At 72.6% G+C, this 18614-nt stretch carries 14 protein-coding genes and 1 riboswitch; of the genes, 7 read left to right on the top strand and 7 right to left on the bottom strand.

Going from position 1 to position 18614, the window contains the following annotated elements:
* Positions 1 to 36 precede the first annotated feature (36 nt).
* Positions 37 to 2616: a DNA topoisomerase (ATP-hydrolyzing) subunit A gene (locus ACGFNF_RS10930; protein WP_393167350.1), complete on the top strand. Its 2580-nt coding sequence runs from the start codon at positions 37 to 39 to the stop codon at positions 2614 to 2616.
* Positions 2617 to 2777: 161 nt separating this feature from the next.
* Here the strand turns inward: ACGFNF_RS10930 and ACGFNF_RS10925 are convergent, their stop codons facing one another.
* The 3 genes from ACGFNF_RS10925 to ACGFNF_RS10915 form a co-directional block, all read right to left on the bottom strand.
* Entirely contained in the window at positions 2778 to 4136 is a 1359-nt protein-coding gene (locus tag ACGFNF_RS10925; RefSeq protein ID WP_393167230.1) for a uracil-xanthine permease family protein, read from the bottom strand.
* A 166-nt stretch (positions 4137 to 4302) separates the two neighbouring features.
* On the bottom strand, positions 4303 to 4938 hold the full coding sequence (locus ACGFNF_RS10920) for an alpha-ketoglutarate-dependent dioxygenase AlkB (protein ID WP_393167228.1): 636 nt from the start codon (positions 4936 to 4938) through the stop codon (positions 4303 to 4305).
* A gap of 103 nt (positions 4939 to 5041) precedes the next feature.
* The gene (locus ACGFNF_RS10915; protein ID WP_393167226.1) at positions 5042 to 6367 is read right to left on the bottom strand and encodes a polysaccharide pyruvyl transferase family protein; all 1326 of its coding nucleotides are present in this window, start codon (positions 6365 to 6367) and stop codon (positions 5042 to 5044) included.
* A 311-nt stretch (positions 6368 to 6678) separates the two neighbouring features.
* Between ACGFNF_RS10915 and ACGFNF_RS10910 the strand changes: the two genes are divergently transcribed.
* From ACGFNF_RS10910 to ACGFNF_RS10900, 3 genes are all read left to right on the top strand, one after another.
* Positions 6679 to 7917, top strand: coding sequence for an acyltransferase family protein (locus ACGFNF_RS10910; protein WP_393167224.1), 1239 nt, complete (start codon positions 6679 to 6681; stop codon positions 7915 to 7917).
* 319 nt (positions 7918 to 8236) lie between these two features.
* A riboswitch (cyclic di-AMP (ydaO/yuaA leader) is annotated at positions 8237 to 8377 on the top strand.
* A 228-nt stretch (positions 8378 to 8605) separates the two neighbouring features.
* Entirely contained in the window at positions 8606 to 9451 is an 846-nt protein-coding gene (locus ACGFNF_RS10905) for a C39 family peptidase (protein ID WP_357580622.1), read from the top strand.
* A 105-nt stretch (positions 9452 to 9556) separates the two neighbouring features.
* Positions 9557 to 10300: an alpha/beta fold hydrolase gene (locus ACGFNF_RS10900; protein WP_393167222.1), complete on the top strand. Its 744-nt coding sequence runs from the start codon at positions 9557 to 9559 to the stop codon at positions 10298 to 10300.
* Positions 10301 to 10366: 66 nt separating this feature from the next.
* Here the strand turns inward: ACGFNF_RS10900 and ACGFNF_RS10895 are convergent, their stop codons facing one another.
* From ACGFNF_RS10895 to ACGFNF_RS10880, 4 genes are all read right to left on the bottom strand, one after another.
* Positions 10367 to 12094, bottom strand: a complete 1728-nt coding sequence (locus ACGFNF_RS10895; protein ID WP_393167220.1) for a CDP-glycerol glycerophosphotransferase family protein — start codon at positions 12092 to 12094, stop codon at positions 10367 to 10369.
* 36 nt (positions 12095 to 12130) lie between these two features.
* Positions 12131 to 13633, bottom strand: coding sequence for a D-ribitol-5-phosphate cytidylyltransferase (locus tag ACGFNF_RS10890; RefSeq protein ID WP_393167218.1), 1503 nt, complete (start codon positions 13631 to 13633; stop codon positions 12131 to 12133).
* Positions 13634 to 13777: 144 nt separating this feature from the next.
* Positions 13778 to 14593: an ABC transporter ATP-binding protein gene (locus ACGFNF_RS10885; protein WP_121395673.1), complete on the bottom strand. Its 816-nt coding sequence runs from the start codon at positions 14591 to 14593 to the stop codon at positions 13778 to 13780.
* On the bottom strand, positions 14586 to 15482 hold the full coding sequence (locus ACGFNF_RS10880) for an ABC transporter permease (RefSeq protein ID WP_357580618.1): 897 nt from the start codon (positions 15480 to 15482) through the stop codon (positions 14586 to 14588). Before ACGFNF_RS10880 ends, ACGFNF_RS10885 begins: the two co-directional genes overlap by 8 nt.
* Before the next feature lie 151 nt (positions 15483 to 15633).
* Here ACGFNF_RS10880 and ACGFNF_RS10875 point away from each other — a divergent pair, with 151 nt between their 5' ends.
* The 3 genes from ACGFNF_RS10875 (at position 15634) to ACGFNF_RS10865 (ending at position 18552) form a co-directional block, all read left to right on the top strand.
* A complete protein-coding gene (locus tag ACGFNF_RS10875; RefSeq protein WP_327031067.1) occupies positions 15634 to 16314 on the top strand; it encodes a TetR/AcrR family transcriptional regulator in 681 nt (226 codons plus the stop codon).
* Between the two features lie 94 nt (positions 16315 to 16408).
* Positions 16409 to 17518: a DegT/DnrJ/EryC1/StrS family aminotransferase gene (locus tag ACGFNF_RS10870; protein WP_393167215.1), complete on the top strand. Its 1110-nt coding sequence runs from the start codon at positions 16409 to 16411 to the stop codon at positions 17516 to 17518.
* Positions 17515 to 18552, top strand: a complete 1038-nt coding sequence (locus tag ACGFNF_RS10865; protein ID WP_357580616.1) for a Gfo/Idh/MocA family oxidoreductase — start codon at positions 17515 to 17517, stop codon at positions 18550 to 18552. Before ACGFNF_RS10870 ends, ACGFNF_RS10865 begins: the two co-directional genes overlap by 4 nt.
* The last annotated feature ends 62 nt before the right edge of the window (positions 18553 to 18614 follow it).

Raw genomic sequence — 18614 nt, 5'->3', positions numbered from 1 at the left:
AAACAGGGCAACGACCGCCTGCCGTGCCGGCCGGTGATGCAGGAGTTCACCAATGCCCATCAGGGCGGTGGATGGTTCCGCGACGAGGACGGCAACGCCTTCCGGGCGTCCCTGTCAGGCCCTGGGAGCAAGGTGCGGTACGGCAAGGACCGCAACGGTCTGCCCTTGTCGGAGCGGTCGTTTCCGCTTTGGCGCGCGGAGCGGGACGGTTGGGTTCGCAAACTCCGGCGCATCGGTTCGCCCATCGCCGGCCGACTCGAGTCGTTGGCTGGGCGGTCGTTCCTGCAGGTTGTCGCCGTCGAAGCCGTGGCGTCCGCTACCACCTACGACATCCAGGTCGACTCCGACGAGCACGCCTTCGTAGCTGAGGGCTACGTGGTCCACAACTGCATGGGCAAGTACCACCCGCACGGCGACACCGCGATCTACGACGCGATGGTGCGGCTGGCGCAGAGCTTCTCGTTGAACGTTCCCCTCATCGACGGGCATGGAAATTTTGGTAGTCCGGACGATGGACCGGCGGCCTCGAGATACACCGAGGCGCGGATGTCGCGGGAGGCGATGCTGCTCGTCGGCGAGCTGGGCGAGGACACGGTCGACGTCGAGCCGAACTACGACGGCTCGCTGACCCAGCCCACCGTGCTGCCCGCCGCGTTCCCCAACCTGCTGGTCAACGGCGCGTCGGGGATCGCGGTCGGCATGGCGACCAACATGATCCCGCACAACCTCGGCGAGGTCGTCTCCGCCGCCCGCTGGCTGATCAACCACCCGGACGCCACGCTCGACAAGCTCATGGAGTTCGTCCCCGGCCCGGATCTGCCCACCGGTGGGCTGCTGCTCGGGCTCGACGAGGTGCGTCGGGCCTACGAGACCGGGCGCGGCGTCGTGCGGATGCGGGGCAAGGTCGAGATCGGCCCGCTGGAGGGCAGCCGGGGCCGGCAGGCGATCACCGTCGTGGAGCTGCCGTACGGCGTCGGTGCCGAGAAGGTCATCGCGGCCATCACCAACGAGGTCAACAAGACCAAGCGGCTCACCGGCATCGCCGACGTCAAGGACCTCACCGACCGGGAGAGCGGCACCCGCCTGGTCGTCGAGTGCAAGGTCGGCGTCAACCCGCAGGCGCTGCTCGCCGACCTCTACCGGCTCACCCCGCTGGAGCAGTCGTTCGGCGTCAACAACCTGGTGCTGGTCGACGGGCAGCCGCAGACCCTCGGGCTGAAGGCGCTGCTGGAGGTCTTCCTGGCCCACCGCTACGAGGTGGTGACCCGGCGCAGCTCGTACCGCCGTCGCAAGCGCCAGGAGCGGCTGCACCTGGTCGACGGCCTGCTGATCGCCCTGCTCGACATCGACAAGGTGGTCAAACTCATCCGGGCCAGCGAGGACGCCCAAGCCGCCAAGGACGGCCTGATGCAGAAGTTCCGGCTCTCCGAGATCCAGGCCACCTACATCCTGGACACCCCGCTGCGCCGGCTGACCAAGTACGACCGGATCGAGCTGGAGGCCGAGCAGGAGAAGCTCCGCAAGGAGATCGCCGAGCTCTCCACGATCCTCGACGACCCGAAGGTGCTGAAGAAGGTCGTCTCCGACGAGCTGGCGGCGGTGGTGAAGCAGTTCGGCGCGGCGCGTCGCACCACGCTCGTCGACGGGGACCTCAAGGAGGTGCTGGCCGCGTCCGCGCCGGCCGGCCCGCTGGAGGTCGCCGACGACCCCTGCCAGGTGATCCTCTCCGCGACCGGGCTGGTCGCCCGGACGGCGGCGGAGTCGGAGGAGGCGTCCGAGGGCCGCCGGCGGCACGGCCGGACCAAGCACGATGCCGTACGCGCCGTCGTGCACTCCACCGCCCGGGGGAAGGTGCTGCTGGTGACCAGCGCCGGCCGGGCCTTCAAGGTCGACGTGCTGCCGTTGCCGGTCCTGCCCGAGCAGGCGGGGACGGTGTCGCTGCGCGGCGGGATGGCCGCCGCCGAGCTGGTGCCGCTGGAATCGGGGGAGACCGTGGTCGGGCTGGCACCGCTCGGGCCGACGGCCGAGGGCTCCCCGGGCCTCGCCCTGGGCACCCGGCAGGGCGTGGTCAAGGTCTGCGCACCGGAGTGGCCCGTCCGCTCGGACGAGTTCGAGGTGATCGGCCTGCGGGAGGGCGACGAGGTGGTCGGGGCGACCTGGCTCACCGACGGCGCGGAGACGCTCACCTTCGTCACGTCGGAGGCGTCGCTGCTGCGGTTCGCCGCCGGGCTGGTCCGGCCGCAGGGGACCAAGGGCGGCGGCATGTCGGGCATCAACCTGCCCGCCGGTGCCCGGGTGGTGTTCTTCGGGGCGGTCCGCACCGACGATCCGGGTCACGGCGAGCCGATGGTGGTCACCTCCACGGGCGCCACGGTGAAGGTGACGCCGTTCCAGGCGTACCCGGCGAAGGGGCGGGCGACCGGCGGAGTGCGCGCCCACCGCTTCCTCAAGGGTGAGACCGACGTGGCCGTCGCCTGGGTCGGGTCGCGTCCGGTGGCCGCCACCGCCACCGGCGAGCCGGTGGAGCTGCCGGCGGCGGACCCGCGCCGCGACGGCTCCGGCTTCGCCGTGATGCTGGGCCCCACCGTCGTCGGCCACCAGATCGAACGCGACTGACCTGTCAGCAGGAAGGGCCGGCTGCACCGCAGCCGGCCCTTCCTGCTCCCTGCGCCCCACCCAGCCCTGCTCGACGGTCCCGCCCCCGCCGGTTCACCTGCCCCCGTCGATCATGAGGTTGGCTGGTCGGAATCGGGCATATTGCCCCGCTAACTTCATGATCAACGCTGCGAGGGCCGGGGCGGGGGCCGGGTTGGGTCCGGGGTGGGGGTGGTGCCGCGTAGGTGGGTCACCAGGCGCATGCCGTGGTAGACGGCCAGGGCGGCGGCGGTGCCCAGGGCGATGCCGTTGAACGAGAGGTCGCCGGCGGTGAGGGCGTAGTTGGCCGCGCCGACGATCACCGCGACGGCGGCGGTCATCAGGTTCACCGGGTCGTGGAAGTCCACCCGGCTCTCGATCCAGATCCGCGCGCCGAGGATGGTGATCAGGCCGTACAGGGCGGTGGTGGCGCCGCCGAGGACGCCGGCCGGCACGGTGAGGATCAGCGCGCCGAACTTCGGGCTGAGCCCGAGCAGCACCGCCGTCAGGCCGGCCACCCAGTACGCGGCGGTAGAGTAGACCCGGGTCGCCGCCATCACGCCGATGTTCTCCGCGTAGGTGGTGGTGCCGGAGCCGCCGCCGGAGCCGGCGAGCATCGTGGCCAGCCCGTCGCCCATGAACGCCCGGCCCATGTCCCGGTCCAGGTTCCGGCCGGTCATCGCGGCGACCGCCTTGACGTGCCCGGCGTTCTCGGCGATCAGCACCAGGATCACCGGGATGACCAGCACGACCGCCCGTAGGCTGAAGCTCGGCGCGTGGAACTCGGGCAGGCCGACCCAGGCGGCGTCCCGCAGGCCGTCGACGGCCTTCGGATCCAGGTCGCCGAGCACGGCGGCGAGGACCCAGCCGACCACCACCCCCAGCAGGATGGAGAGTCGGGCGAGGAAGCCCCGGAAGGCCACCGTGGCGAGCAGGATGGCGGCCAGGGTGACCACCGCGATCAGCGGCTGCGCCTTCACGCCGGTGCCGCTCCCGTCGCCGTCCCAGGCGACCGGGGCGAGGTTCAGGCCGATCAGCGCGACGATCGCCCCGGTGACCACGGGCGGCATCAGCGCGTCGATCCAGCGCGACCCGGCGAGCTGGACGACCAGCCCGACGGCGGCCAGCGCCACGCCGGCGACGACGATGCCGCCGAGCGCCGGGCCGATGTCGCCGCCGGCCTTGGCCGCCAGCACCGGCGCGATGAAGGCGAAGGACGAGCCGAGGTACGAGGGCAGCCGGTTGCCGGTGATCAGCAGGAACAGCAGCGTGCCGAGCCCGGAGAAGAAGAGCGTGGTGGCGGGCGGGAAGCCGGTGATGAGCGGCACGGTGAAGGTGGCGCCGAACATCGCGACGACGTGCTGCACGCCGACGCCGAGGGTGCGCGGCCAGGAGAGGCGTTCGTCGGGGTGGACCACGTCGCCGGGGCGGATGGACCGGCCGTCGCCGTGGACCGCCCAGGCGGACCAACGGGAGCGCGGCTCGGTGGAGGACTGGGTCATGGAACGCCCTTCGCGTCGTGAAGAGGTGACGGGGGCGCAGGTGAAACCCAGGAGTCGTTTCTAGCAGAGGCCCGGTGCGGCCCGGCCGGTGGCCCGGCAGTGGTTCGGCTGGTGGCCTGGGCGGGGCTGTTCGGGCCCGCGAACCGTTGCCGCCCGTCGGGGCGGGTCAGGCGACGCCGGCGGGGCGGAACTGGACGCTGATGCGGGGCCCGACGGGGCGGGCGGTCTTGGGCACGGCGTGCTCCCAGGTGCGCTGGCAGGAGCCGCCCATCACCACGAGGTCGCCGTGGCCGAGTGGGAAGCGCAGGCTGTCGCCGCCGCCACGGGGCCGCAGCAGCAGTGTGCGCGGCGAGCCGAACGAGACGATGGCGACCATGGTGTCGGTGTGCGCGGAGCGGCCCTGGGTGTCGCCGTGCCAGGCGACGCTGTCCCGGCCGGAGCGGTAGAGGCACATGCCGGCGGTGACGAAGGGCTCGCCGAGCTCGGGGGCGTAGTGCCGGGTGAGGGCGGCGCGCGCCTCGGTGAGCAGCGGGTGCGGCAGCGGGCGGTGCCCGGCGTACCAGCAGAGCAGCCGGGGCACGTCGACCTCGGCGTCGTACATCGTGCGGCGCTCGGCCCGCCAGGGGACGTCCCGCAGCAGGACGTCGAAGACCTGGTCGGAGCCGGTGATCCAGCCGGGAAGATGGTCGACCCAGGCGCCGTGGGTGAGCGGGTGCCGGCGCAGCCGGTCGGCCAGCGGGCTCAGCGACGGTCCGGCGGCGGTGAGGTCGAACATCGACGGCTGGTAGGCGGCCCCGGTCATCCGCCCAGCGTACCTGCCGTGTTGGTACAGGTGTACGGACGCGTCGCCCGCCCGCCCGCCGGCCGCCGGCGAGGGAGGCCGGTCGGGCGGTGCGAACCCCGCCTCAGCGGTTCAGTATCCGGCGCACCCGGCCGCCGATCACCTGCTTGACCCGGGTCTGCAGGCGCTGCCCGCGCAGCGTCTCCGTCTCCTTGCGCAGCTCGACGTTGCGGTCGCGCAGCCACTGGATCCGCTCCAGCAGCGCGTCGGGGGCGGTCGCGGCGGCCGGGCGTACGGCGGGCGGGAAGGCGGTGGAGCGCACCTGCGCGTCGAACCGGGCCGCGCTGTCGCCGTCGGCGAAGGCGTGGCCCAGGTCGTGCCTGGCGAGGAAGGCGAGCATCGTCTCGTAGCGCGACTTGTGGCCGTCGTTGAGCGCCGTGTAGTCCGCCTCCGCGTAGAGCTGGGCGGCGTCGACGTCGACCGGCACGTCCTTCATCACCCGGTGCGGGATCTCGAAGTACCGGGCGAGTTCCAGGGTGCGCGAGTCGTGCGCGAAGAGGTAGCCGGGCGTGCCGGCGATGAGGGCGGTGATGGTGCCGTGGATCCGGGTGCCGAACGCGAAGTCGAACCCGGAGAGGTAGTCCATCCAGGTCCAGGGGTCGACGAACATCCGCACCTTGTCCTCGGTGAACAGCGGGTGCGAGGTGTGGATCGGGATCTTGCTGGTCCTGCCCCGGTCGTCGGGGGCGTCGCCGTAGAGGAGCGTGCCGAGCGTCTTGAGGTCCTGCGGCAGGTAGCGCAGGTTCGGGTACCGCTCGTGGTGCCGGGCGATGATCTCCGCCATCGACGTGACGTACGGGGAGACGGTGAGCGCGAGCCTGTCGTCGGGCGACAGGGACGCCTTCCTCTTCTCCACCCGCAGGCTGTCGCCGTGCAGGAACATCGACGGGCAGCCGATCACGTCGACGGCCGAGAAGCCCAGGGCGCGCAGGTAGTCACGGGTGATCTCGCCACGTACGCCGATGCTGTGCGAGCGGTCGAGTACCGCCCGTACGAAGCGGGTCACGACGTCGTCGATGGGGCGGAGGTACTCCCGGTCGCCGTTGACGTCGGTCTGGACGCCCACCCCGAGCACCACCACCGGGATCTTCAACTGCTCGATGAGCTTCGTCATGGCCTCGACGCGGTGGGCGTAGCTGCGGCGGAAGGCGTTGGCGAGCGGTACGACGTAGACGTCGTACCGCTCGTTGATCATGTCGGCGTCGCGCGGGTCGATCCTGAACTCGGTCGAGGTGATCTCGGCGGTGGCGGTGCGCAGGAGCTTGTGGGCGGCGTGGCTGAAGACGAGGTTGCCGTTGTTGTCGCCGATCCAGTTCCGCTCGTGCGTCTCCTCCGGCGAGTAGACGTCGAACGGGCCCTTCTTCGCCCGCATCAGGATTCGCTTGTGCATTCGCCCGCCTCTCGTCACCTCCGGGTCTGGGAATACTAGCCACCCGTTCGGCCGCAACCCGGATGCCCGCCACCGTCGTCACGGATGGGGACGCAACGGTCACGGAGGGACGGGAGGAACGGGATTCCCCCACGGGACAGAACGGGCACTCGCGGACGGGACGGAACAGAGCCTCAGGCCCGGCGGGTAGGGTGCCCGGCGGGGCGGCGCCGACCGGTGGACCGCCACGGAGCCCCTTCGGGGGCGCCTGAGGACGGGGTCGAGGAGGAGACGTACGTGCTGGTGACCCTGCGGATCGTCGGGATGCCGGCATGAACGACGCCGCGACCGTCGCGCCGGCCGCCCGGCCCGCGTCCCCGGCCAGCCGCCTGCCGTCGCTGACCGGGCTGCGCTGGGTCGCCGCCCTGCTCGTCTTCGGGTTCCACGTCGCGACGATGGGCATCATCGCCGAGCCCGGCCAGAAGGCCGTCGTGGACTGGGCCTTCGCCCTCGGGCTGTCGGGCGTGCAGTTCTTCTTCATCCTCAGCGGCTTCGTGCTGGTCTGGTCGGCCCGACCCACCGACACCCGTCGGGCGTTCTGGCGGCGCCGGGTGGCCAAGATCTGGCCGAGCCACGTGGTGCTGTGGGTGGCGGCCCTGGCGGTCGCGGCCTGGTTCGCCGACCCCGTGGACCGGTTCGTCGCGGTGGAGAACCTGTTCCTCCTCCAGGCGTGGGACCCGCGGCCGGGCCACTTCTACAGCATCAACACGGTCAGCTGGTCGCTGTCCTGCGAGTTCTTCTTCTACCTCTGCCTGCCGTTGGCGCTGCCGCTGATCCGCCGGGCCCGGCCGTGGGCCCTGTGGGCCGTCGTGGTCGCGGTGCCGCTGCTCATCCTGGCGCTCTGGCCGGCCCAGGTGCTGGTGCCCGAGGAGAGCCGCTGGTGGTTCACCCAGATCTTCCCGCCGGTGCGGTCGCTGGAGTTCTGGATGGGCGTCGCCGCCGCCGAGCTGATGCGGCGTGGCCGGTGGCGCGGGCCGGGCCTGCCGCTGGCCAGCCTGCTCTTCGTGGCGACCTGGGTGGTCGCCGCGCAGTGGGTCCGCGCCGAACTGTGGGCGGCGCTGCTTTCGATCGCGTACATCCTGGTCATCGCCGCGGCGGCGGACGCGGACGTGCGCGGGCGGCGCTCGCCGTGGCGGTCCCGGCCGATGATCTGGCTGGGCGAGGTCTCCTTCGCCTTCTATCTGGTGCACGTCCTCGTGATGATCACCGTCCTGCGGCTCACCGGTGACTGGGGCGTCGGCTTCACCGGCTGGTGGGGGCTGGCGGTGGTGCTCGGCTTCCTGCTGGTCAACCTGGCCCTGGCCGGCCTGTTGCACCGTCTCGTCGAGACGCCGATGATGCGGCTGCTCACCCCGCGTAGGCCGGCCCGGGCGCCGCGGGACGGGGACGCCGCCGGGCAGGACCCCGGCGGCCCCGGGGCGGCGCCGGGGGACCGGGGCAACGCCGTGCCGCGCCCCCGGGCCGCCGATCCGCAGGACGACCACCGGACGACGTACGCCGACTCGCGCTGAGCGCCCCCGGCGGCCGGAGAGTCCGGGCGACGAATCCCCACCGTTTCGGTGACGCCGGTCACCACGCCGTCGAACCGGTCATCGGGCGCGGCCCGGTCGATTCCAGCCGGGGTTTCGGCGCCGATGTCCGCCACTTGTCCCGTTGTCGCCCCAAGGTGCGTGCAGAAACGGTCGTCCCATTGAGTCGCGTCAGTGGCGAAGTGCCCGCAAAAATTGTCTCCCGATCAAGGTTTAGGCAGGTGGGACGGGGTTGGCAGGGCGCGGACCGGCCAGTAATGTCGGCGCGTCCGGTGCGGTACCCGATCGCCAGAGGCGACGCCGCGCCGACCCGCCTAATCGTGAACGACGAACCGGGGACCCAGTGCTCGTTGGGGTGAATCCGTGGGCCGTGGGCCCGTGGTAGGGCGTTCTTCCCGCCCGAATCCGTCAGCTAACCCGGTCGGCGGTGTCGGAAGGAGTTCCATCTTCATGCCACACCCGTACACCCCTCGGCTGTGCCGCCGTCTCCACGGCGCCGCGGTGACCGCGCTCGTCCGCCCGCAGGTCATGAGCTGACCCACCGGTCACCGTCCGTCGCCCGGCGTCCCGGGCGCATCCCCTGAGTGGTCCACCACCCGCCCGGACTCCCGTCCGCGCGGCGGTCCGCCCTGCCCTCGGCGCGGACCGACGGCCGCTCACCCCCGAGCCCGTGGAGGAAACCGTGAAGCACCACCTCAAGCGACAGTTGCGTCGCCTCACGTCCGAGCGTCCGTACCAGCTGGCCGCCGCGTCCGCCGCGGCGCTCGTGCTGGCGTCGGGCACGGGCGCGCTGCTGGCCGGAGCCGACGAGGACCCCGCCGTCGCGCAGGCCCCGGTGGCCGCCACCGAGCTGCGGGACGACGCCGCGGCCTCGCGCAGCCAGGCCCGGGTCGCGCCCGCCCCGTCCAGCGCCGCCCCGGCCGCGTCCAGCGCCGCCCCGTCGGCCAGCGCGTCCAGCGCCGCCCCGGACCCGGACCTGACCCGCAAGCCGGCGCCGCCGAAGCCTCCGGCCGCCAAGAGCCTGGACTACGACTACCAGGCCCAGACCACCTTCTACAACTGTGGTCCGGCGGCCGTCCGGCACGCCCTCAGCGCCGCCGGCATCGCGCGCAGCCAGGACGCCCTCGGTGCCCAGCTGGGCACCGACCAGATGGGTACCGACTCGGCCCAGGACACCACCCGCGTGCTGAACGCGACGGTGAAGGGCGACCCGTACCGGACCCGGATGATCCCCGGTGGCGCCGCCACCCCGGCCCAGATGGACCGGCTCCAGGCCGACGTCGTCGCGGCCATCGCCGACGGGCGGGGCGTCGTGGTCAACGTCGCCGGCAGCGCCACGGACACCGACGGCGGCTGGCACTCCTTCCCCGGCGGCCACTACGTCGCGGTGGTCGGCTACCAGGACGAGGGGCGGCTGGTGAAGATCGCCGACTCGGCGAACCCGGCGACCGCGTCGTACTGGATGAGCACCATCGCCCTGGCGAACTGGGCCGCCACCCGCGGCTACTCCGCCTGAGCGACTCCGTCGGGCGTCGGCTCCCCACCCGGGGGGTCGGCGCCCGATGTCGTGTCCGGGTCACGGCCCTCGCCCGCGGCGTCCGACGGGTGGCACACTGCGCCCATGGTCGATGAGTCGGGTGACGGGGCCGGCCGGCGGGTGCTCCTGCTGCTGCACGGCATGGGCGCGACCGGCGACGTGTGGCTGCCCTGGGCGCCGCTGCTGGAGCGTCGGTGGGCGGGGCGGTGGCTGGCGCCGGACCTCGCCGGCCACGGCTGGTCGCCGCCGCTGCCGGAGTACTCCTTCCCGGGGCTGGCCGCGCGGATCGGCGCGGGGCTCGCGGCGGGGGACCGGCTCGTCGTGCTGGGGCACTCCCTCGGCGGGGTGGTCGGGCTGGCGCTGGCCGCCCGGGGCGCCGGACTGCCCGTCGACGCCGTCGTCGGGCTCGGCATCAAGGCCGTCTGGTCGCCGGCGGAGCTGGCCAAGGCGGGTGAGTTGGCGGCCCGGCCGGTGACCTGGTTCGCCAGCCGGGACGAGGCGGCCCGCCGCTACCTGCGGGTGGCCGGCCTGACCGGGCTCTTCGCCCCGGAGCACCCCGTCGTGGAGGCGGGGCTGCGGCAGGTCGACGGCCGCTGGCGGCTGGCGATGGACCCGGCCGCGTTCGGCGTGGGCGCGCCGGAGCTGCCCGCCCTGCTGGCGGCGACCGACGTGCCCGTGCTGCTGGCCCGCGGCGAGCACGACCCCATGGTCACCGACGCCCAGCTCACGGAGCTGGGGGTGCCGGTCGCCGTCCTGCCCGGCCTCGGGCACAACGCCCACGTCGAGGCCCCCGAGGCGGTCCTGGACCTCGTCGAGCCGTACCGCTGACGTGCCCCACGAACGGCCCGGCCCACAGGTCCGCCGTCGCGACCGGTCTGCCTCCCGACCGGGGCGTCAGGTGGCGGGGGAGAGGGTCGCCTCGTCCGGGTCGAGCGGCAGGCCGGTCGCGCCGCCCGTGCGCGGGGCGGGCGTCTTCCAGCCCTCGTCGAGCTGGCGCCGGGCGGCCTCCAGGAACGCCTCGGCGTACGACTCGGCGGGGAAGTCGCCCAGGTAGCGGCTCCGGGTGGCCCACCGCGCCGAGGCCAGCGGATCGGTGTCCAGCAGCGCGGTCAGCACCTCGTCCACGTTCGCCATGTCGCGCCGCAGCACGTAGCCCGACCCGGCGAGCGGGAACTGCTCGGGGAACCGGTCACCGGAGTCCACCATGTCGGTCACCGCGTACGGCTTGCCGGAGTAGAGGTAGTCGGAGATCACCCCGGACACGTCGGAGACCAGCGCGTCCGAGCGGTTCACGCACTCGGTCAGGGTCAGCTCCCGGCTGGCGGCGGCCCCGAAGACGTGCTGCCGGCCGCTGCGGGCCCGGTCCGCGGACAGCAGCTCGGTGAGCCGGCCCAGCTGCCGGGCGGACGCCGGGTTCTGCGAGGTGTACGGGTGGGCCCGCAGGATCACCGTCGCGCCCCGGTCGAGCAGCCGGCGCAGCAGCGTCTCGGCCACCGGCAGGGAGCAGTAGTTCGCGTCCGCGTTGTGCCCCGTCCAGGTCGGCGTGTAGAGCACTGTCGGGTTGGCCCGCCCGTGCGCCGGCTCCGGGCGTACCTCGATCGACTCGACCTGCGGGCGGCCGACGACGACGAACTTCTCCGCCGGGATGTCCACCCCGGCGCGGGCGTACCGGTCGACGGCGGCCTGGCCGGCGACGAAGATCCGGTCGAAGATCGCCGAGACCGGGTTGGCGCTGGGGGCCTTGTCGCTGTCGCCGTGGTGCAGCTGGACGTGGGTCAGCTGGGTGTAGCGGATGCAGTGGCTGTTCTTCGCGCCGTGGTTGACGTAGAACGCCACCCGCAGGCTCGGCACCAGCGCCTCGTCCATGGCCCTGGTGGTGGGGCAGTAGACCACGGGCGCGCTGGTGGCCGCGGCGACCAGGGGCAGGAACTCCGGCTCGCGCACCATCACCAGGAACGGCCGGCCGATCCGCTCCAGGTACGGCAGCCACATGGTGACCTGGTACTCCGAGCCGGGCGGCGCGGAGAAGTGGAGCAGGAACTCGGGCTGGTGCCGGCGCAGCGCGCGGGACACCGCCGAACCGCCGGCCCCCGGCCGGAACTTGCGCCGGGCCAGGTCCAGCCCGACCGCCGCGGCGCCGGCGGCGACCAGGGCGACGGCCGCCAGCGCGACACCGGCCGGCAGGCCCGCGACGGCCGCCAGCGCCAGCAGGGCGAGCAGCCCCGCCAGCGCGTCGCCGAGGCGGGTGGCGACCAGCGGCGTCCACGAGCGCACCGGCAGGTTCGCGGCGCGCACCTCCAGGCCGCCGGCGTCACGGAGCGGGTTGACCAGCAGCACCAGCCCCAGCAGGGCCAGTGCGGTCACGGCCAGCGCGGGATCGAACCCGGCGTCGAGGCGGCGGGCGTAGCCGACCAGGATCGCCGCCGCGACAAGCGTGGTCTCGGCGGCGTTGTCGGCGCCCGGGCGCACCCGCCGCTCCCAGGTGGCCGCCGCGAGGGCGGCCACGGCCAGCCCCAGCCCCCAGCCGGTCGCGCCGGTCAGCGCGACGACGAGGAACGCCAGCACCGCCAGGCCGGTGGCCAGCGCGCGGGCGAGCAGCTTCCGAACCAGGTCACCACGCATGTCGGCTCCGTTTCCCGCCGTGGCCCGAAATCCGCGTCAGCCGGCGTCGGCCGGGCTGGCGTCCCGCTCGACCCGCGCCGGCCCCGGCTGGGCCGGCACCTCGCCGGGCGCGCGACGTACGTCGATGACCTGGCCGGTCAGGTCCGAGATCAGCACGTCCAGCGACGCCTGGGCGACGGTCTCGGCGGCGAGCAGGGTGTGCTCCGGCTCCTCGCCGAACGCCTTGGTGCGCATCGGCGTCGCGGTCCGCTCGGGGTTGACGCAGTTGACGCGTACGCCGAACTCCGCCCACTCGTCGGAGAGCGCCTGGGTGAGGTTGACCAGGGCCGCCTTGGTGGAGGAGTAGAGCGCGTAGTCGGCGCGGCCCCGGGTGTAGGAGCTGGAGGTGTAGAGCAGCAGCTGGCCCTTGGTCTGCTGGAGGTAGGGCAGCGACTGGCGGGCGACGATGACCGGCCCCACGAAGTTGACCTGGAGCACCCGGTCCATGGTCTCCTGGTCCATCTCGGACAGGGGACCCTTCTCCAGGACGCCGGCGGTGACCACCACGTGGTCGATCCGGCCGGTGGCCTCGAAGGCGGTCTTCAGCGCCGCCCCGACGTCCTCGGCGCGCTCGACGTGGGTGCCGGTGCTGGAGCGGCTGAACGGGAAGACCTGCGCGCCGTAGCGGCGGGCCAGCTCGGCGAGGTCGTGGCCGATGCCGTAGCTGCCGCCGAAGATCACGATGGTCCGGCCGGTCAGCTCCTCGGTGTAGCTGCGCTCGTCGGTCACCCGGGGCGCCTGCGCGGCGGCGAGCTGGAACAGCTTGTCCGCCAGGTGCACGTCGACCGGGTGGGTGACCTTGATGTTCTCGTCGGAGCCGTCGATGACCTTGATCGGGGTGCCGGGCAGGTAGCGCAGCACCACCCCGCAGTCGTCGGTCGCGGCGAAGTGCGGGTCGTCCTCGGCGAGCCGGTAGGCCTCGCGGATGGTGCCCGAGCGGAACGCCTGCGGCGTCTGGCCCCGGCGCAGCGAGGAGCGCACGGGGATGTCGGTGATGCAGTCGTCCTCGTCGACCTGGACGATCGTGTCGGCCGACGGGATGGCCACGTCGACCGCCGAGTACGTCCAGAGCGCGTTCACGCACTCCCGCACGATCCGGCCGCTGACCAGGGGCCGCACCGCGTCGTGGAAGAGAATGTTGCAGTCGCCCTCGCCGACGGCGTCGAGCGCGATCCGGGTGGTGGCGTTGCGGGTGTCGCCGCCCTCGATGACCTTGGTGACCTTGCGGAAGCCGGCCTTGTCGACGATCTGCTGCGCGTCGGCGACGTGACCGGTGGCCATCAGCACGACGATCTCGTCGATCTCGGGCGCCGCCTCGAAGACCGCCAGGGTGTGCTCGATGATCGGCTTACCGGCGATCTTCAGCAGCTGCTTCGGGATGCCGAGGCCCAGCCGGGTCCCGGTGCCGCCGGCCAGCACCACCGCCACCGTCCGCGAGGGCCGCCACGGCGCCGGGTCCTCCGGTGCGGCGTCCGGGTCAGTGGTGTGGTCCTGCGTCATTGCCGAAGCCTCACTCTCAGGGTGCGTGAACAGAAGGTTCCGCCCGTGCGGCGACCGGATGAACCTTAACGCGCGGACCGCGCCGCCCCCACGGGGCGACGCGGTCGGCCGGCACCGGGCGGATGCCGTACGTGCGCCGTTGCGCTACTTGCCGCTGAACGCCTCGTACTCCCGGACGACCTCGTCGGTCGGGCCGTCCATGCGCAGGACGCCCGATTCCAGCCAGATCGTCCGCTCGCAGGTGTCCCGGATCGAGGAGAGCTGGTGGCTGACGAGGAACACCGTGCCGGCGCCCTCCCGCAGCTCCCGCACCCGCCGCTCGCTGCGCTTGCGGAAGATCTTGTCGCCGGTGGCGAGGGCCTCGTCGATGAGCAGCACGTCGTGCTTCTTGGCGGCGGCGATGGAGAAGCGCAGCCGGGCCCCCATGCCGGAGGAGTAGGTGCGCATCGGCAGCGAGGCGAAGTCGCCCCGCTGGTTGATGCCGGAGAAGTCGATGATCTCCGGGGTCCGCCGCTGCACCTCCTCGGGCGACATGCCCATGGCCAGGCAGCCCAGCACGACGTTGCGCTCGCCGGAGAGGTCGTTGAGCAGGGCCGCGTTGACCCCGAGCAGCGAGGGCTGCCCCTGCGTGTAGACCGCGCCGCGGTTGACCGGCAGCAGGCCGGCGATGGCGCGCAGCATGGTCGACTTGCCGGAGCCGTTGCTGCCGATCAGCCCGACCGCCTCGCCCCGGTACGCGGTGAAGCTGACCCCCTTGACCGCGTGCACCTCCTGGATGTTCGGCGCCGAGGTGCGGCTCATGATCCGCTTGAGCGCGCCGACCGGGCCGCCGCCCCCACCGGCGCCCTTGTGGATCCGGTAGATGACGTGGGCGTCGTCCACCACCACGGTGGGGATGCGCTCCTGCACCTTGGGCAGCGTCACCGTCACGTCGTTGGACGACTCGAAGTGATCAACCACGGCCGTACTCCTGTTCGCCTCGCCAGAAGTAGATGAAACCTCCGACGCCCATCACGATCGCCCAGCCCAGCGCCGTCACCCAGAGCTGGGGCAGGGAGGAGCTGAGCGTCGGCGTGTTCTCCAGCAGCGAGACCCGGGCCAGCTCGATGTAGACGAGCGCGGGGTTGAGCTCGACCAGCCTGGAGGCCCAGGAGGGCAGCTGCTCCTCGAAGAGCGCCACGCTGTAGAGCACACCGGAGCCGTACATCCAGGCGCGCATGACGAAGGGCATGACCTGCTTGAGGTCCGCCAGCTTCGAGCCCATCCGGGCCATCGCCATGGTCAGCCCGGCGTTGAAGATCGTCTGGAGCAGGATCGCCAGCGGCAGCATCAGCCAGGCCAGGGTGATCGGCTCACCGGTCACCAGCACGATGAGGACGAGCACCACCATCGAGCCGAGCAGCTGCTGGAACTGGGTGATCGTCACGGCCAGCGGCAGGCAGGCCCGGGGGAAGTGCAGGGCCCGGATCAGGCCCAGGTTGCTGGTGATCGACTGCGTGCCGTTCTGCACCGCGGTCTGGGTGAAGTTGAAGATGAACAGGCCGGTGCAGAGGTAGGCGATGAAGTTCGGGGTCCTGTTCTGCTCCAGGACCACGCCGAAGATCAGGTAGTAGACCGCCGCGTTGGTCAGCGGGGTGAGGACCTGCCAGAGCTGCCCCAGCCGGGCGTTGCTGAACGACGCCACCAGCTTGGCGTTGGCGTACGCGGCGATGAAGTGCCGGTAGCGCCAGAGCTGCCCCGCGTATTCGCCCAGGGACGGCCGTTCGCCGGCGAACCGGAGACCGTAGCGCTGGGCGAGCTGGGCCCCGGTGAGCCCGGAATCCGGGTCTGCCACCGTGGTGTTGGCCATGGTTAGGCGCTCCGATCTCTTTCGTGCCAACGGGTTGCGCGCGACGACGGGAGAGCGTGGCCAGTGCGGAGCGCCGCCTCGTCGCCGGGCGAACCGTAGTGGAAAACACGTCGGGACGCAACCGTACCGTCGCTGCGCTACATTGTTGCACGTGAAGACCGATAAGAGGCGGGTGCCGGCCGGTGCGGCGGTGCTCCGTGACGACATCACCACGGCCATCCGCCGCGCGGTCACGCAGGAGCTGGCGGAGGTCGGCTACGGACGGTTGTCGATAGAGGCGGTGGCCCGGCGGGCCGGGGTCAGCAAGACGGCGATCTACCGCCGGTGGCGCTCCAAGCTCGAGCTGGTGCTCGACATGGTCTCCGCGGTCGCCGGCCGCAAGCTGCCGATGGTGGACGCCGGCAGCCTGCACGGCGACGTGGAGCTGCTGCTGCTCGTGGCCGCCGGTGCGCTACGTCACCCGCTGGCCTCGCAGATCATCCCGGACCTGCTCGCCGAGGCGGCGCGCAACCCGCAGATCGCCGAGACCCTCCAGCGGGCGCTCACCGGCTACCAGGACCGGGTCGGCGAGCTCGTCATCGGCCGGGCGGTCGAGCGGGGTGAGCTGCCGGCGGGCGCCGACCGGCGCGGCGCGGCGGATCTGATCGTCGGGCCGGTCTACTGGCGGCTGGCGATTTCGCGGACACCTCTTGACACGCCGGAGATCACGCGCATGGCCGCCGCGATCGTCGCGGCCCTGCGGGTAGCATGTACCGGTCCGTCCCTCGACGAGCCGGCGGTGTGGGACACCCGGTCCCTGACCACTTCTGAACCCCATCGGGCCGGTGCGTGAACGTTGACCTCGTCGGTCTCGGCCTGATTCGCAACGGGCTAGTATCGCACCCCGAACCCCCACCCGAGCACCATCTGACACAGGAGGATGCCCCATGGCTGGGCCGCACCCAGAGTTCATTCCCCCAGCGCGGCCGATCATCGGCGACGCCGAGATCGAAGCGGCTGTCCGGGTGCTCCGCAGCGGCCGGGTGGTGCAGGGTCCCGAGGTCGCGGCCTTCGAGGAGGAGTTCGGCGAGCTGGTCGCCGGGCGGCACTGCGTCGCGGTGAACTCGGGCACCTCCGCCCTGCAGCTCACCCTCATGGCCCTGGGCTTCGGCCCGGGTGACGAGGTCATCGTGCCGTCGTTCTCCTTCGCGGCCAGCGCGAACGCCGTCCGGCTGGTCGGCGCCGAGCCGGTCTTCGTGGACATCGAGCCGGGCAGCTTCTGCCTCGACCCGGAGGCGGTCGCCGCCGCGGTCACCCCGCGCACCGTGGCGATCATGCCGGTCCACCTCTACGGCCACCCCGCCGCCATGGACCGGATCATGGCGATCGCGGAGCGGCACGGCCTGGCCGTCGTCGAGGACGCCGCCCAGGCGCACGGCGCCGCGCTGAACGGCACCCCGGTCGGCGCGTTCGGCACCGCCGGCTGCTTCAGCTTCTACCCGACCAAGAACATGCACGCCCTGGAGGGCGGCATGGTCAGCACCGGCGACGCCGAGCTGGCCCGCACCCTGCGGCTGCTGCGCAACCAGGGCATGGAGCAGCGGTACGCCAACGAGATCGTCGGCGCGAACATGCGGATGACCGACGTCGCCGCGGCCATCGGCCGGGTCCAGCTGGGCCAGCTCGGCGAGTGGACCGAGCAGCGCCGGGCGAACGCCAAGTTCCTCGACTCGAAGATCACCGGCATGGTCACCCCGCCGGTCGCCGACGCCGCCCGGCACGTCTACCACCAGTACACGGTGCGGGTGCAGGGCGACCGGGACGCCGCCCAGCAGCGCCTCACTGAGCTGGGCATCGGCAACGCCGTCTACTACCCGACCCCGATCCACCGGCTCAAGCCCTACCTGACCGAGGACGGCAAGCCCGGTCCCTGGGACCTGCCGGAGACCGAGCGCGCCGCCGCCGAGGTCGTCTCCCTGCCGGTGCACCCCTCGCTGACCGAGGCCGAGCTGGAGCGCATCGCCGAGGGCGCGAACCTGGCCGGGGGTGCCCGGTGAGCGCCGGCCGCAAGCTGCGCGCCGGCCTGATCGGCCTCGGCGCGATGGGCCGCAACCACGCCCGCGTCCTCGCCGGCCTGGACGGCGTCGAGCTGGTCGGCATCGTCGACCCGGCCGGCGACACCACCGGCACGCTGCGGGCGCCGGTCGTGCCCGAGCTCAGCGACCTGCTCGCCCTCGGCGTCGACTACGCGGTGGTGGCCTGCCCGACGGCGCTGCACGAGCAGGTCGGCCTGGAGCTGGCCGCCAACGGCGTCAGCGCCCTGATCGAGAAGCCCCTCGCACAGAGCGTGGACGCGGCGGTGCGGCTCGTGGAGGCCTTCGAGGCCGCCGGCCTGGTGGCCGGGGTCGGGCACATCGAGCGTTACAACCCCGCCCTGCAGAACCTGCGCACCCGCCTGGAGGCGGGCGAGCTGGGCGAGGTCTACCAGGTCGTCACCCGCCGACAGGGCCCCTTCCCGCACCGCATCGCCGACGTCGGCGTGGTGATGGACCTGGCCACCCACGACATCGACCTGACCAGCTGGGTGACCGGCCAGGAATACACCTCGGTGTCGGCCCGGACGGTGTCGCGCAGCGGCCGGCTGCACGAGGACATGGTCGCCGTGGTGGGGCAGCTCGCCGACGGCACCATGGTCAACCACCTGGTCAACTGGCTGAGCCCGCTCAAGGAGCGGTCCACGGTGATCACCGGTGACCGGGGCTGCTTCGTCGCCGACACCCTCACCGCCGACCTCACCTTCTACGCCAACGGCGCCATCGACACCGAGTGGGAGGCGCTGCGCGCGTTCCGCGGCGTCGCCGAGGGCGACATGGTGCGCTACGCGATCCCGAAGCGGGAGCCGCTGCTGGTCGAGCACGAGCGCTTCCGCGACGCGGTCGAGGGCAAGGAGAGCGACATCGTGACCCTGCGCCAGGGCCTGCGTACGGTCGAGGTGGCCGGCGCCGTCCTGCGCTCCGCGACCGACGGCAGCACGATCACCGTGGGGACGGGCACCGCGTCCCCGGCGGGGGACACCGTTCCCACCCGCTGACGATGGGCGACCGCGGTCCGCGTCCGGCGGGCCGCGGTCCGGCACCTCGCACCGCCAGCCCT

Origin of the sequence: Micromonospora sp. NPDC048868, assembly GCF_043198195.1 — a bacterium.
GTDB lineage: Bacteria > Actinomycetota > Actinomycetes > Mycobacteriales > Micromonosporaceae > Micromonospora > Micromonospora reichwaldensis.
The sequence above is the reverse complement of the archived record's forward strand: the minus strand, read 5'-3'. Positions and strand labels throughout refer to the sequence as shown.

Coding starts and splice junctions, on each gene's coding strand:
- ACGFNF_RS10930 (WP_393167350.1), top strand. CDS start 37: ATGCAGGAGTTCACCAATGCCCATCAGGGCGGTGGATGGTTCCGCGAC.
- ACGFNF_RS10925 (WP_393167230.1), bottom strand. CDS start 4,136: ATGACCCAGTCCTCCACCGAGCCGCGCTCCCGTTGGTCCGCCTGGGCG.
- ACGFNF_RS10920 (WP_393167228.1), bottom strand. CDS start 4,938: ATGACCGGGGCCGCCTACCAGCCGTCGATGTTCGACCTCACCGCCGCC.
- ACGFNF_RS10915 (WP_393167226.1), bottom strand. CDS start 6,367: ATGCACAAGCGAATCCTGATGCGGGCGAAGAAGGGCCCGTTCGACGTC.
- ACGFNF_RS10910 (WP_393167224.1), top strand. CDS start 6,679: ATGAACGACGCCGCGACCGTCGCGCCGGCCGCCCGGCCCGCGTCCCCG.
- ACGFNF_RS10900 (WP_393167222.1), top strand. CDS start 9,557: ATGGTCGATGAGTCGGGTGACGGGGCCGGCCGGCGGGTGCTCCTGCTG.
- ACGFNF_RS10895 (WP_393167220.1), bottom strand. CDS start 12,094: ATGCGTGGTGACCTGGTTCGGAAGCTGCTCGCCCGCGCGCTGGCCACC.
- ACGFNF_RS10890 (WP_393167218.1), bottom strand. CDS start 13,633: ATGACGCAGGACCACACCACTGACCCGGACGCCGCACCGGAGGACCCG.
- ACGFNF_RS10880 (WP_357580618.1), bottom strand. CDS start 15,482: ATGGCCAACACCACGGTGGCAGACCCGGATTCCGGGCTCACCGGGGCC.
- ACGFNF_RS10870 (WP_393167215.1), top strand. CDS start 16,409: ATGGCTGGGCCGCACCCAGAGTTCATTCCCCCAGCGCGGCCGATCATC.